The 14,073-nt window shown below is 57.5% G+C and carries 14 protein-coding genes; 11 read left to right on the top strand and 3 right to left on the bottom strand.

Annotated elements, in window-relative coordinates:
• Positions 1–48: 48 nt before the first annotated feature.
• Positions 49–915 (top strand): DNA adenine methylase, encoded by an 867-nt coding sequence (locus KH389_RS07245; protein WP_213607157.1) that lies wholly within the window; start codon positions 49–51, stop codon positions 913–915.
• Positions 916–941: 26 nt separating this feature from the next.
• On the opposite strand, the gene KH389_RS07240 is transcribed toward KH389_RS07245, so the two are convergent.
• Positions 942–1,604 (bottom strand): DUF6710 family protein, encoded by a 663-nt coding sequence (locus KH389_RS07240; RefSeq protein WP_213607156.1) that lies wholly within the window; start codon positions 1,602–1,604, stop codon positions 942–944.
• A 176-nt stretch (positions 1,605–1,780) separates the two neighbouring features.
• On the opposite strand from KH389_RS07240, the gene pilL2 reads away from it, so the two are divergent.
• From pilL2 to pilV, 9 genes are read left to right on the top strand one after another with little or no spacing between them, the layout of a single operon-like run.
• Positions 1,781–2,920 carry a PFGI-1 class ICE element type IV pilus protein PilL2 gene (pilL2, locus tag KH389_RS07235; RefSeq protein ID WP_213607155.1) on the top strand — a complete coding sequence of 380 codons (1,140 nt, stop codon included), beginning with the start codon at positions 1,781–1,783 and terminating at the stop codon, positions 2,918–2,920.
• The gene (gene pilN / locus KH389_RS07230; RefSeq protein WP_213607154.1) at positions 2,917–4,632 is read left to right on the top strand and encodes a PilN family type IVB pilus formation outer membrane protein; all 1,716 of its coding nucleotides are present in this window, start codon (positions 2,917–2,919) and stop codon (positions 4,630–4,632) included. The genes pilL2 and pilN overlap by 4 nt, the downstream gene beginning before the upstream one ends.
• A gap of 12 nt (positions 4,633–4,644) precedes the next feature.
• A complete protein-coding gene (pilO2, locus tag KH389_RS07225) occupies positions 4,645–5,970 on the top strand; it encodes a type 4b pilus protein PilO2 (protein WP_103470296.1) in 1,326 nt (441 codons plus the stop codon).
• Positions 5,960–6,475: a type IV pilus biogenesis protein PilP gene (gene pilP, locus KH389_RS07220; protein ID WP_213607153.1), complete on the top strand. Its 516-nt coding sequence runs from the start codon at positions 5,960–5,962 to the stop codon at positions 6,473–6,475. The genes pilO2 and pilP overlap by 11 nt, the downstream gene beginning before the upstream one ends.
• Positions 6,476–6,487: 12 nt before the next feature.
• The gene (locus KH389_RS07215) at positions 6,488–8,026 is read left to right on the top strand and encodes a GspE/PulE family protein (RefSeq protein WP_213607152.1); all 1,539 of its coding nucleotides are present in this window, start codon (positions 6,488–6,490) and stop codon (positions 8,024–8,026) included.
• Complete coding sequence (locus KH389_RS07210; RefSeq protein WP_023628940.1) at positions 8,019–9,185, top strand: type II secretion system F family protein; 1,167 nt, start codon at positions 8,019–8,021, stop codon at positions 9,183–9,185. Before KH389_RS07215 ends, KH389_RS07210 begins: the two co-directional genes overlap by 8 nt.
• A gap of 22 nt (positions 9,186–9,207) precedes the next feature.
• Positions 9,208–9,723 (top strand): type 4 pilus major pilin, encoded by a 516-nt coding sequence (locus tag KH389_RS07205; RefSeq protein ID WP_213607151.1) that lies wholly within the window; start codon positions 9,208–9,210, stop codon positions 9,721–9,723.
• 11 nt (positions 9,724–9,734) lie between these two features.
• Positions 9,735–10,679 carry an ATPase, T2SS/T4P/T4SS family gene (locus tag KH389_RS07200; RefSeq protein ID WP_103470003.1) on the top strand — a complete coding sequence of 315 codons (945 nt, stop codon included), beginning with the start codon at positions 9,735–9,737 and terminating at the stop codon, positions 10,677–10,679.
• Complete coding sequence (gene pilV / locus KH389_RS07195; protein WP_213607150.1) at positions 10,669–11,847, top strand: shufflon system plasmid conjugative transfer pilus tip adhesin PilV; 1,179 nt, start codon at positions 10,669–10,671, stop codon at positions 11,845–11,847. The genes KH389_RS07200 and pilV overlap by 11 nt, the downstream gene beginning before the upstream one ends.
• Before the next feature lie 265 nt (positions 11,848–12,112).
• On the opposite strand, the gene KH389_RS07190 is transcribed toward pilV, so the two are convergent.
• Both KH389_RS07190 and KH389_RS07185 read right to left on the bottom strand, forming a co-directional pair.
• Entirely contained in the window at positions 12,113–13,261 is a 1,149-nt protein-coding gene (locus KH389_RS07190) for a tyrosine-type recombinase/integrase (RefSeq protein WP_213607149.1), read from the bottom strand.
• Positions 13,248–13,526: a helix-turn-helix domain-containing protein gene (locus tag KH389_RS07185; RefSeq protein WP_244988694.1), complete on the bottom strand. Its 279-nt coding sequence runs from the start codon at positions 13,524–13,526 to the stop codon at positions 13,248–13,250. The genes KH389_RS07190 and KH389_RS07185 overlap by 14 nt, the downstream gene beginning before the upstream one ends.
• 104 nt (positions 13,527–13,630) lie before the next feature.
• On the opposite strand from KH389_RS07185, the gene pilM reads away from it, so the two are divergent.
• The gene (gene pilM / locus KH389_RS07180; protein WP_213607148.1) at positions 13,631–14,071 is read left to right on the top strand and encodes a type IV pilus biogenesis protein PilM; all 441 of its coding nucleotides are present in this window, start codon (positions 13,631–13,633) and stop codon (positions 14,069–14,071) included.
• Positions 14,072–14,073: the final 2 nt, after the last annotated feature.

Raw genomic sequence — 14,073 nt, 5'->3', positions numbered from 1 at the left:
CCTTGGTGTGTGCTTTCATGTACAGCTTGATAGACTGGAACCAGATTCATGGGCGCTTCTAAGGTATTTTCTACTCCGCTACGCTACCCTGGTGGTAAAGGAAAATTTGCTCACTTCATTAAACGTATGTTTGAAGTGAACAATCTACTCGACGGTCATTATGCCGAACCTTATGCTGGTGGCGCGGGAGTCGCTTTGGAACTCATGTTCCATGAATATGCATCAGTCATCCACATAAACGACCTTGACCCTGCCATTTATGCATTCTGGCAGTCAGCAGTCCACCACACTGATGAGATCAGCAAAGTTATCCATGACACTCCTGTTACCATGGAAAACTGGCACAAATTCAAAGCGATTTTAGCCAACCCCCAAGACTGCTCTATTGTCGACCTCGCAATGGCTACATTCTTCCTCAACCGGACTAATCGATCAGGAATCCTGAAGGCTGGTGTAATAGGCGGAAAAGAGCAATCCGGAAAATGGAAACTAGATGTTCGCTTCAACAAACCAGATCTAATTAAGCGCATTGAACTAATCGGCAAATACAAAAACCGCATTAAGATCTATAATGAAGACGCGCTAGGATTCATCCACAACGTAATACCAAGTCTACCGCAAAAATCCCTCACCTACCTCGATCCACCATACTACATAAAAGGGTCGGGACTTTATCGAAATTTTTACATTCACGACGACCACGTCCAGATTGCAAACGCACTTGGAAATACAGCCAGACCTTGGATTGTCTCTTACGACAATGTCGAAGAAATCAAATCAATATATTCCAAGTATCGTCAAGATGAATACTTTCTGAGCTATACAGCGCAAGACAAGAGAAAGGGATCCGAAGTTATGATCTACGGCCCTTGCATTAAAGCGCCAGAAAGCGGCCTAAATCGAGTAGCTTCGTGAAACTTAGCCATCGTCTATTCTTCACATCACTTTGGGCGGTTGATCAGGAACCGTGCGATCTCCCATGCCCACCCGAACTCCGCGTAGGTCGGTGAGCCAAGCTTCTCGCCAGTTCGCCGACAGACCCAGCATTCGCCATCAAAACGCACTCCCCTGATGATCTCGGTAACATCATAAACATCATCAGGTACGAGCACCCCTTCCCCGCCCAGAATGCCTTGGGCGATCGAGTGGTTGCCGCCGTTGACCCAAGCTATGTTCAACGGCTGCATCAGGGTCACGCTATGGTTTGGATCCTGCACGAACGCACCGAGCTGACGCCCCTCCCCGATCATGCCGAGGCTTTTGAGTATGCTGCTTTCCGACCACAGAGTCGGGATTACCATGTCACTGGCCAACCGGATGCTTGAGCTCTGATCCACTGGCCGACGGCAATTCTTCAGCAGAAATGCAGCCCAAGTGCCGTTATCGGCGTAACCATCCCACAGCCCACCAAGTGAGCTCATCCAGTGCAGCGACTGAGGGCCCGCATGCCGAGGTCGAAGCAATGCGTCCCGTAAGTGGATGGCCTGAACGGGCCTGAGCACAATTTTTATGAGGTCTTCCAGGCCGCGCCGATTGTGTTCAGCGCTGAGACTGTTCGCCCAGTCCATCAGGTGTTCGAAAGCGGCAATTCGACTGTCGCGCATTATCACCTCCGTAGATCTTTTCCAATTCGAGGTCAGGCCAACCTCGGCGCCCCAAGCGGCAACTCACTTGCGTTTCATCAAGCGCGCCGGAAATTCTAACTCTGTGTGATATTGATTTCCTGCTGCATGAGAATCTGCTGGCTGTCACCGTGCCCTCAATGACTACAGGGGGCCTCATGATTAGGCAGTTGACCACTCTCTCGCTCGCCACACTCGTTGCGGGTTGCGCGATTCAGAAGGCTGAGCAGCCGCCGAAGCCGGCGTTCGATAGCAGCCGCAATCCCGAATGGCTGTCTCCGGACATCTACCCGAACGGAGCAAGTCCGGAGAAGGAACCGGTCGTTCGGTATGGGCGCTACACCTTGGTGAGCACCCAACCCGACGCGAGCCAGCGCGACCTGATGGCACAGATCATCGACGTGACCATCCCATCGAGCATGAACCCCAGCGTTCGGGACGCCATGCTCTACGTGGTCGACCGGTCAGGTTATGCCCTCTGCCCGCCCAGCTCGCAGCACGTCAACATCCTGTACACCCGACCTCTGCCAGCAGCCCAGTACAAGCTCGGCCCAATGACTCTGCGAAATACCCTGCAGGTCCTCGCGGGCCCGGCCTGGCAGGTGAAAGTCGATGAGGTGAACCGTCAGGTGTGCTTCGTGCTGCGCCCAGGCTATCAATTACCAACCCCGTCGACGCCGGCAGGCCAGCTCTACGCCGACAAAGCGCGGGCTCCTGGAGCCAGCCCCGCCACACCAGCCTCGACGCCAGGCGTAGTCGTCGCCGCAGTGCCTACTCCCGCCCCCATCTCCACGACTACACCCGCTGTCGCAGCCCCAGCGCCAGTGGCTCTCGCGCTCCCCCCAGCGGCACCCGCCAAGGATGGCTCTATCTCGGCTGCGATGGTAACCACCGCGGCTAAACCTTCGACACCTGCGTCCCCAGCACCGAATGCGCCCAACCAACTTGCAGCATCCAAGCCAGCGGCTGCCGTGACCACTACAGCAGTGGTTGCCCCGGCTATCGAGGTCAAGCCCGCCACACCATCCCGGCCGCTGCCCCAAGTATGGACGGCCGAAGTTGGATCAACCCTGCGCGATACCGTTGAGGAATGGGCCAAAAAAGCCCGGTGGCGCGTGATCTGGGCCCAGGAAGACCTCAATTATCCGATCGAGGCACCGCTGCACTTCGAAGGCCCGTTCCAGGAAGCCATCAAGCAGCTGTTCCCGCTCTACGACAATGCCCCGCGATCCTTCGTCGTCGACGGTAGCGAAGGCTCCCAGAGCGTTTTGTACGTCGCTGAGAGGAAGAGGAAATGAACAAGTTTCCTTGGGTTCGCTGGGCATTGACCCCGATCGCCTTGGCCCTGCTGAGCAGCTGTGCTGTGCAACGGGTTAATGAGTCGTTCGACCGAGCAGAGTTCCAGGGCCGCACGGCTGGCCAGTACACCAAGTTCCTGCAGAACCAGCAGCCACAACAAAACCGCGACACGGTCGTTTTCAGCAACAAGCCCTGGGTTTCCACTGAGCCGCTGGTGACCAGGCGCGGGCTCCCGTTCAGCCTGGACCGTGACATTGCTTATCGGCCTGCAGGCCCAGTGTCGATCACCGACGTGGCTCAGCTGATCACCAAGGAAACCGGGCTGCAGGTCATTGTAGCGCCTGACGCATTGAACCCCGGCATCCTCTCCGCGAAGTCTGCCGGCAGTACCGCTCGCGGCGCCGCTCAGGCTGTACCTGATCCAGACAGCCTAGCGGGTCTTCTGCCAAATGGTATGGCGGGGGCAATGCCTGGCAGCGCAAGCTCATTCGACTTTGGCCTCAGCAGCGGAGGACTGATTTCCGGGCTGAACTACAACGGCAAAACCTCCGGGCTGCTTAACCAGGCCACCTCACGCCTGGGGCTGTCGTGGCACTTCGACCCTGAGCTGCAGGGCGTGCGCATTACCTACTTCGACACCCGCACCTTCGACGTGTGGACATTCGGTGACGAGTTGGAGATCGAGAGTACCGTCAAGTCGGGCCTGCTGACCTCCACCGGCAACGGCGACTCGGGCTCTTCGACTTCTTCGGGGGGAGCCACGGGTGAATCCGGCAGCAACCAGAGCACCAAGTCGACGTACAAAACCTCTCTGATGAGCGACATCGAGAGCAACGTCAAGGCCATGCTCAGCATGCAGCCTCCAGGGCGGCTGTATCTCTCTCGCTCTACCGGCACGCTCACCGTCAGCGACCGGCCGGAGGTGCTGAATCGAATCTCGTCCTACCTGAAAGATACCAACCGCAGCATCACTCGACAGGTGCTATTCAACGTCAAGGTCTACGAGGTTAACTTCAGCGACAGCGACCAGACGGCGGTCAACTGGAGCGCTGTCTACAAGTCCATCTCTGGGAAATGGGGTTTCGGCCTGAGCAACACCGTCGCCGGCATCAGTTCCGAGGCGATCTCTGCCAGCGGCAGCATTCTCGATACGTCCAGCTCACCGTGGGCAGGCTCCAAGGCCGTCGCGCAAGCCCTGTCAGAACAGGGGCGCGTCTCCGAAGTGCGGTCGCCATCGGTGACCACGCTGAACCTGCAGCCGGCACCGATCCAGATCGGCAACGTCCAAAGCTATGTCGCCTCCAGCTCGACCACCACCACCGCTTCCGTCGGTTCCAGCACCGCACTGACACCGGCGACGATCACCAGTGGCTTCAACATGATGCTGCTGCCCAAGCTCCTGGACAAAGAAAACATGCTGCTGATGATCACCCTCAGCATCAGCAGCAAGCCGATTTTCAAGGATTTCGAGAGCAACGATTCCAAGGTCCAGACCACGGACTACGACACCAAGAACGTCGCGCCAAAGGTCCGTCTGCGCAGCGGCGAGACACTGATTCTGACTGGGTTCGACGAGAACGGGGATGACGCCCGTAAATCCGGCGTTGGCAGTCCTAGCTTCTTTGGCTTGGGCGGTGGGCGAACCCGATCCACGTCCCACAGCGCCCTGGTGGTACTGGTGACACCAATCGTCCTCCCGGACAACCTGTAAGTGGCGGCGCTCATGAACACCGATACACACAAACCTTCGAGCCGGGTGCAGACCATCCAGCACCGGGGGCGTGTCTTCGTCACTGGCATGCTCTGGACACCTCTGGGCAACATGACCAGCTACATGAAGGAAGCCCGTCAGTACGGCCATGAGCACGGCCTGGACATCGTGGCTATCCGAAGAACGTCGCTCATGATCCAGGCGGGCTTTGTTTCCCGCTCCGCTGACGTTCACAAAGGCATGTACTCGCTGGCTGCGACCTTGGCTGGCCAGCTCGGTGATTCATGGATTGCTGCCTGGGCCGTCGACGCCGATCAAGATCGCTATGCCATCGTCGCTGTCCATGAGGGCAGGATCATCCCGGGTTGCGACCTGATTGCCACGGCATCGGAAGTCCGTAAACGGGTGTTGCAGCAACGCAGTCGCGGCATCCAGTTTGAGCGAGAGTTCTTACCAACCGAGTTTGGCATGGGCGGCGACCTCATCGACATCGATGAGCTGCTCCAGCCGTCCCGGCTCAAGCGTGAATACCGGCTGCGTCCACTGGTGTTCGGTATGTCCAAGCCTGAGCTGGCTCAGTTGCTCCTGGTGGCCCTCTTGATCGGTGGAGGGCTACTGGCCTGGTCACAATGGAAATCCCATCAGGCAGAGATCGCGCGTCAAGCTGCCATCGAGGCGGAGAAGAAACGCCTCGAAGAGCTGGCCGAGCTGCAGAGGCAAACAGGCACGGAACAACCCATCCAGGCGCTGGAGCACCCCTGGGCGAAACAGCCCTCTGTCACCGATTTCGTTGAGGCCTGCAGCAGGTTCATGAACCGGTTGCCGCTGAGCATCCGCGGCTGGCCCATCATGGAGGCAAAGTGCAACAGTTCACAGGTTATTGCGACCTACGAACGCTCAGGTAACAGCACCGCTCACGAGTTCACAATGGCTGTCGCAGAACTCTTCTCTATCCGCCCGGAGTTCATCAATCAGGGGAATACCGGGCTGCTGAAGTTCGACATTTCCCTTGATGCTGCCGGTGACGACGCCCTCATCGAGGCCAGAGATGCGCTGGAGAATTTGACCAGTTGGTTCCACGGTTTCTCTCAGGAACCACAGTTGCAACCGATCCCCGTTGTTACGCCTCAGGAACCTGCTCTGCCAGGTCAACCCACGCCACCTCCGCCGCCGCCTCCCCAGTGGCAGCAGTACCAGCTGTCGTACACCTCTGGCGTGCTGCCCTACGACTCCTTCAATGGCGCTCCAACCCAAGGGCTGCGCCTGCAGGAGATCAAGACCGAATACAAGGCCGACCACCTGATCTGGTCAGTCACAGGAGTCCTGTATGCGAAATAACTTCAGCCTGATCCTGCTCACGCTCTGGATGCCAATTGCCGGAGCACAGACAGCGACAGATCTCTCAGCCATCAGCGTCGGTGAGCTCGGCAAGGTGCAGAGCGAAACCATCTTGCTCAAGGCAAAAGCCGAACGCGCGAAGGCAGAACTCGAGGCAAACGGCACACTACCTAGCCCCCCCCAGCCAGTGACGCAGTTTCCTACTGTCGGGCTCACTCCCGCCATGACGGCTACATCCCCAGGGCCGCGCCAATCGGCATTGCCGGTGGTGAAAGAAATCAGCGGCTCCGGACAGAAATTACGGGCAAGCCTGATCTACAGCGACGGCAGCGAGCTTGACGCCAAGCCTGGCAGCGAGCTGCCGAACGGTTTCTGGGTCCAACAGATCACGCTCGATGGGGTCGTGCTGACCAAAGAGGGAAAGCGATACCCACTTGGATTCGGTAACCGGGTGGTATCTCAGCCACAACAGAGCCTCCCCGGCCTCCTGCCCGGCCAACCCTGAGGAGTATTGACCATGACCGAGATATCCGCAGAGCCCGTCGATCTTGAGCCTGCCGAACTGACTTTGGCGCCGTTGCCAGTGGCGGTGCTGACCGCCCCAGGCGGCCCTCATGCGATTAAGGAAGACTTGCGCCAGGTCCTGGCCATGACCGCCGATGGGAAGCTGTACATCTCTCCCCAACACGTCAGTGACCCCTACGTGATGGCATTCATGGACCAGCTTGAGCACAAAGGCATTGACTACGAAGTGGTCTCAGCCTCGATGACTGAGATTAAGACGCTGTATCAAGCCTCGGCGTCGAGGGGCATGAAGGCACTTGTCGAAACCCAGCGCCAAGCCCAGGTGGTGGAGTTCATGGGGGACGCCCACCGGCGCGGCGCCAGTGATGTTCACATCGTCGTTTCGCACGATGTCACCCGGATCAAGTATCGGCTGTATGGGGTCCTTCAGGAGGTACGCCAGGAAAAGAGCGACGTAGGGCGTGAATTCTGCGCTGCTCTGTACAACAGCATGTGCGATGTTTCTGGCGATTACTACCAGCCCCACATCGCTCAGGATGCCCGCGTCAGCCGTAAGTTCGTCGACCAACTGGGCTTGTACGGCGCTCGGGTTGCAACTCGGCCGCTGGTGGATGGCCCGCTGATGGTGATGCGTCTGCTGTATGACGATACCTCCAAGCAGAGCTTCGAAGAGCTCGGCTTCCTGCCTCAGCAGATCGAGCACTTCAGAAGACTGCGTAGCCTGCCTTACGGACTTAACCTGATTACTGGCCCAACAGGATCCGGAAAATCCAAGACCCTGCAGGTCAACCTCAACGCGCTGTATGACGAGACTGGTGGCTCCAGGCACATCCTCACGCTCGAGCATCCCCCTGAGTATCCGCTCAAGGCTAACCAGTCACCGATCTACGCTGGCGAGACTTGGGGTGACGGTATTACCAATGCCGTACGGCTTGACCCAGATGTCCTCATGTACGGTGAGTTGCGCGACCTGGCGTCAGCCCAGGCGGCGTACACCGGCGCCATGACTGGTCACCAGAGCTGGTCGACCCTGCACACGAACAACGTGATCGCCACCATCCAGCGCCTGATTGACATGGGCGTGGCTGATTACCTGGTCACCGATCCACTGCTTACCACTGGGATCGCTAACCAGTCATTAGTGCCGGTGCTCTGCCCTGCTTGCCGGATCCCGCTGCGTGACCATACCCACGGCATCAGCAAGGATCTCTTCGCCCGGCTGAAGCAACTGCAGATCGTCGACCAAGTCAATCTGGTCGGTGAGGGTTGCAGCAAGTGCAGGAACCTTGGGGTCGTCGATCGCACCGTCATCGCCGAAACCTTGCTGACCAACGTCAAGCTCATGGATACGTTTACCAAGCGCAGCGCAAGCGCTGCGCGCAGGTACTGGGTCAACGAGATGGGTGGCATCACCAAGATCGCCCACGGGATCATGAAAGTCACGAGCGGGGAAGTAGACCCACGCGATGCCGAGCTCTTCGCTGGACCGCTCGACTTCGACAGGCAGCTGATGGAGCAATCCGATGTTTGAATTGCTTCAGGACTTCTGGACAGGTGTACGGGAGGCCGCCCAAGGCTGGGCGGTCACCTTCTATGCAAAGCAGTTTGGGAAGAACGAGCGAATCCAGTTCTACGAGAGCCTGATGGGCGTCCTGGAGGACGGTATCCCGATCGAAGAAGCACTGGAGACCGTTGCCAAGGCGTTCAGCAATGACGGTAAAACGATGCATCCCGTGTCAGTCATTTGTGGCCAGGTGGCGATGCTAGTGCGAGGAGGAAAATCTCTCGCCGACGCCTGCAGGAGCCATTTGCCATATGACGAGGCTTCCCTGGTCGATACCGGGGAGAAAACCGGCAACCTTGTGGAGGCTTTCCGGGACTGCGTTCGGCTCATCGAGGCCCGCCAACGCATTTCTCGCCTGGTTGTCTCCGTCGTAGCGCTTCCATCGATTACCTGGAGCCTCATGGGGGCGCTGCTGTATGTCATCGCCACCTGGATGGTGCCGTCGATGGCTCAGCGGCAAGATCCAGAGCTGTGGACCGGCATCCCAAGTCTGCTCTATGTAATTTCCAAGGTAGTCACGAACTACGGACTTCTGATCGTTGCAGTCGTGCTGACCCTGGTCGTCGTCTCGTTCGTGACCCTCCCATACTTCTGCGGCCTGCAGGTTCGACCGAACAGCCCGGTTTGGAAAACGCAGCTCAGCTTGCTACTGCAGACCACCAGGCTGCGGCTCGAAGGCATTCCTCCATGGTCAATCTACAAAGTCCTGCACGGCTCGATCTTCCTGCTGAACATGTCAGTGATGCTCCGCGCCGGGGTGGGCCAGCTGAGTGCGCTCAGCATTCTCAGCCGGAGCGCTTCTCCCTGGCTGCGAGAAAGGATCGACGCCATCAACTACGGCGTCAGTTCGGGTAAAGACTTCGGTACAGCACTCAAATTAGCCGGGCACCAGTTCCCGGATCCGATGGCCATCCATTTCCTGCAGGTCTTGGCCACACGCCAAAGTTTCGCCGCATCGATGGAGAGGTTCGCCAATCGCTGGCTCGAGCAAATGCTCAAGCGGGTGGAAACGGTCTCGAAGTCCCTTACAGCCCTATCCGCAGTAATCATGGGCCTGCTCATGATCTTCGTGATGGTCGGCATCTTCCAGCTGGCCATAGGCCTGATGGACTCAATCCAACACTAAGCACACAGCCCAGAGGCAACCAATGACACTCTCTACCCCAAAAAACCAACGTGGCTTCCTGTCCATCGACGGCGTGATGTGGATCATGCTCATTACCATCGCCTTGGGTTTCATCGCCTGGATTGGCTACAAGATGCTGGGAAGCTCCGATGCCGCAGTAGAGCAAAGCAACATCACCACCATCATCACCAACGCCAAAAAGCTGAAGGGTTCTTCTGGATATGGCACATCGGGGACTAATCTCGTGCCTTCGCTGATCGCTATCGACGGAACCGGTTCAATGGGCGTTTCGGGCACCACCTTGACCAACCAGTGGAACGGCGCCGTCACGCTTGTGAGCAATGGCATGACCTTCACTCTCTCCGAGAGCAACGTCCCCAAAGCAGCTTGCATCACGCTGACCACCAAGATCGCCAAGGACAAGCAGACCACCACAGCCATCAATGGTGGCTCCGCTACCAGTGGCGAGATCCTTCCCGCCGTCGCTACAACAGGCTGCTCCAACGAAATGAACTCGATCTCCTGGACCACTTACTGAAGGCTGCCAGCGTGAGCTTGATTGCAGATGCTGAGTTCGTGGACCTCTATCTTGGCCATGATTTTGCCGATGTGAAGGGGCTGGCAGGTCAGCCCCGCAAGGCCGCCGCTCCTACGGAGTGGTCGACCGAGATCCAGGAACTGAGAGCGCGGTGTCTGCATCAGTACGAAACAACACGTGAGCCTGAGTTCGCCCTCGTGTTAGAGGATCGCGTGCTCTTGCGAGTGACGTACAACCTGGACGTCTTCACTAAGCCGTTTTTTGTGCTGAATCGGTCAAGAGCAACCATCATCCCCCTCGAGGATCTCGGGTTACCGGACCATATTTACGAGTGCCTGCTCGCCGAGGACACCCGGGGTCTGGTGTACTTCGCTGGTGAGATGGGCACCGGCAAGACCAGCAGTGCAGCCTCGGCGGTCAAGGCACGCCTGACAACACGCGGTGGCCTGGGCCTGACTGTAGAAGACCCGCCTGAAACGCTCCTCCAAGGCGAACATGGCTCTGGTCGCTGCATCCAGTTGCCGGTTTCCCGTATGCAAGGCGGCTATTCAGAAACCCTGATACGCGCTCTTCGAACTCGCGCAGACCTCATCCTGGTCGGTGAAGTTCGCGACACGGCCACTGCCGCTGAAGTCATCAAGGCATCCATCAATGGCCATCTCATTTTCTCCACTGGGCACGGCGGCAGCATCGGGAGCTCCATCCAGCGCCTGGCTGTACTTGCCGAGCCCATCATGCCGAATGCCCTGGAGGTGCTCTCACAGGGGCTGACTGTGGTCATTCACCAAACCCTCCTCCGTCCAGATCACGGACAGCCGCGACTCACACTCCAAACGCTGTCACTGACCCTGGATGACGCGCCGTCCATCCGCGAGAAGATCCGGAGCGGGCACCTTCAGATGATCGAGCAAGACATCGTCACCCAATCGAACAGGAGTCTCTGGCATGGCCAGTAAACGCGGGCAGGCTGGATTTTTTACCATTGATGGCCTGTTCGGCCTGATAGTGATGAGCCTCATGCTGTCTCTCGCGGGCTGGTGGATGCTCAATTACGGCAACCAGCAGGACTACCGGATCGCCGCGGAACACCAGCGGACTGTCGCTGACGCTTTTGCCAAGTACCTCAAGGACAACTACTCCGTGGTGCTCAGCAATGCTGGCCCGACTACGCCTGTCCAGGTCACCGTAGACATGATGCAAAACACCAAGTATCTGCCGGCTGGCTTCAGCTCGACCAATAGCTTCGGCCAGACCATCGTCGGCCTGGCCAGACGCCTGAACGCGAACCAGCTCGAGGCCATTGTGGTGACCACAGGTGGCCAGGTCATCCCGGAACTCGGCATTCGGACCATAGCTGAGCATCTTGGCGGGCCGGGCGGCTTCATATCGTCACTCAAGCCCGGAGTCATCCAGGGTGTGCGAGGTGGATGGGAAGTGGCGCTCAGCAACTACGGCATCAACCCTGGGCAGGGACATACCGCAAGCGCGCTCTTCTTGATGGACGGCGAGCTGGCCAACGACTACCTCTACCGCAACGCTGTACCAGGCCACCCTGAGTACAACCGGATGAACACCGCGATCGATATGGCTGGCAACGACATCAACAATGCCCGCGCGGTCACCGCGACAAGCGACATCACCAGTAAGGACGGCTGGTTCAGAAGCCAGAACGACACTGGGTGGGTGAACGAGAAGTGGGGGGGCGGCATCTACCAAGCTGATGCAGACTGGGTCAGGGTTCTTAACGACAAGGGCCTGTTGACCGGCGGGAAAATCCGCGGCGGTACACTGCAGGCGGACGGACGTGTGACAGTTGGGGAATACCTGGATATCGAGAGCACCGCTGTCGAGGGACAGGCGTGCCCGAAGATCGGAATTCAATCGAAAAACAACCTGGGCGCCCCCCTTACCTGTCAGTGCCTCACACCTTCTTGCCAATCCGGTGTGTGGAGGAGTAGCAAAGGGAGCCTAGATGGACCTTACAGAGTCACGGGGTCTGCGTTGGGGGCTTGGGCAATTTGCACACTCAATTACGGAAGCGGGAACTCCAAGGCCCTAACTTATAGCGATGGGAATTGGTATTACTCGGGCAGTGGGACTCAAATTGTTTACTGTTACAAATGAGATTGCCAATGCGTCATTACTCCAGCATCTGACAAGCTAGATGGTAACTATCTAACGTCATATCGTTTATGAGACCAATCAGAACCGATCCTTCCGGACAATACGCTTCAGCAGATTTGGATGAGTCGTGATAGGAGACGTACCCACCGATCACCTTTTCCCCGAGCGAGGCATTTGAAGCTGATTTCCACACCCCGGATTGGCAATGGGATTTCTCGGAGATGCCCAACCCACAAGGCCTGGGCAATCTCAAGACATCACCTAATCACCGCAAAAAAGTGTGACCCCCGTCTGAGGGGCAATTCTGGCTCAACGGGTCGAGCATGATTATGTCGCCCTCGTTAACCTGCTCCAGATACTGATCAGGAGCTGGGATGGGCTCCTTGTCCCTTAACGACACCATCAGATGACGTAGCAGCGCATCTTCCGCCACTCGCTTTGCCAACTCTGCATTGCCCCCAGCGCCTTGTACACCATCGAAGTCGAGCACCCGCACGGTGACGCCGCTGGGTGTTTCCGAAACGACAGCAGGGTACGGTACCAGATGATTGATGATCACCTGCTGGCCACGGTGCTTGTTTCCCTCAAGCTTCTTCACCAATCGGGACGCTTTCAAGTGGGTGTACCTCTTCAACATCGCCAGGCTCTTGTGACCGCTGATCGCAGCAATTTCCATAATGTCGAGTGTGCCGAGCTCGAAGAGGCGCGAGCAGGCTTCATGCCGGAGGTCGTGGAAATGAAGGTCCTTGATGTCCAGCCGCTGCAGCATGATGCGCCAGGCCGACTTCAACCCATTAGCGGTATAGCCAAACACCCTGCCCTTCGTCCGTGACCCGAGCTGGATCAACGCATCACGAGCTTTGAGGCTCAGGGGCACATCCCTCTTCGATCCGTTCTTGGTATCGGGGAGGTGCGCAATTCGTCGCTGTAGGCTGATGTGCTCCCACTCAAGCTTCAACAGTTCCCCCTGGCGCATAGCCGTCTCGATCGCCAGCACAACCAGGACGTAGAGGTCTGGTGTGGGATGCGCATGGCAATAACGCATGATCTGGCGCTCCTCTCGGGCTGTAAGTCGCCGATCTCGGCCAGGTGCTGCTTTCGGTTTGCGTACGTTCGAGACCGGGTTCGACTCGCACACCCCCCACTCGATCCGGCCGATGTCGAACACGTTCGACAGCAGCGACATTTCCAGGCGCACCGTAGAAGGTGAAATGGGTAAACCCGTTTTAGGATTGGTCTGCAAGAGACGCTCGTCGCGGAGACTAGCGATATCAGGGCTTCGAAAATCACGCATGTTCTTGTCGGCATACTTGGACTTAAGCAGACTTGAGATACGGTAACTCTCTTGTACAAAGCCTTTCTTTAGTACGGAGACTTTCTGTCGATAAAGGGTTAGGCCTTCAGCGAGCGTCATGTCCTAGGTCATTCAACTCTTCCAGTTTGGCCTGCAGCAGCCTGGCCAGCTGGTCGAATTGGATTTCCAATGCGCAGCAAAGGTTGAAAACGGTATCCAGGGTTGGAGATTTGTGGCCACGCTCAAGCAGACTGATGTACGACCTATCTACACCAGCCTCAAAGCTCAGCTTTTCTTGCGAGATGCCCCGAGCAGTGCGCAGCTCGGCCAACACCATGCCGAATGCATGATTGTGCTTTTTCGAAGAGTCTGGTTGTAATTCCAAAAGTCCAACCCGAGATCACGAGATCAAAGGTCAGAATTTTCGGGTTGTTGACTATAATCGTCAGCGGACTATAGTCCACAACGCTCATCCCCCAGGATTTCTTCATGTACATCTACTGGATCGCTATGACCCTGCTGATCGTGGCAGGAGGCATCTTCACTCAGGTGCAGCACACCGATGAGGCCGTGACTGAGCAGGCCACGATCGATGCCCTCAGCCGGAGTATGTTGATATACCGCTCGGCCGCAGCAGAGTATGCCCGGTCCAACCCTGGGTTCACTGGAGCACCGACGGACTCATCCCTGAACCTTCCAAGCTGGTACACCAAGCAAAGCGGGATCGCCACATACATCGTGAGTGGTGTGTCATACACCTACATCGCGGGAACGGTTCCTGCCGGCTTGCCGGCCGCACTGACCGAGCGCACTGAGTCCGCCACCGTTGGTGTGAAGAGGTCTGGCCAGTTGTTCTCACCGAAGGTGGGTAACATGGCGATAGCCGTTCCAGCGCCCGTCCCAGAGGGTGCAGTCGTTGCGGTCTATTGACA

This window comes from Pseudomonas qingdaonensis, assembly GCF_018398475.1.
Classification (GTDB): domain Bacteria; phylum Pseudomonadota; class Gammaproteobacteria; order Pseudomonadales; family Pseudomonadaceae; genus Aquipseudomonas; species Aquipseudomonas palmensis.
This window is presented reverse-complemented; position numbering and strand designations above follow the sequence as displayed.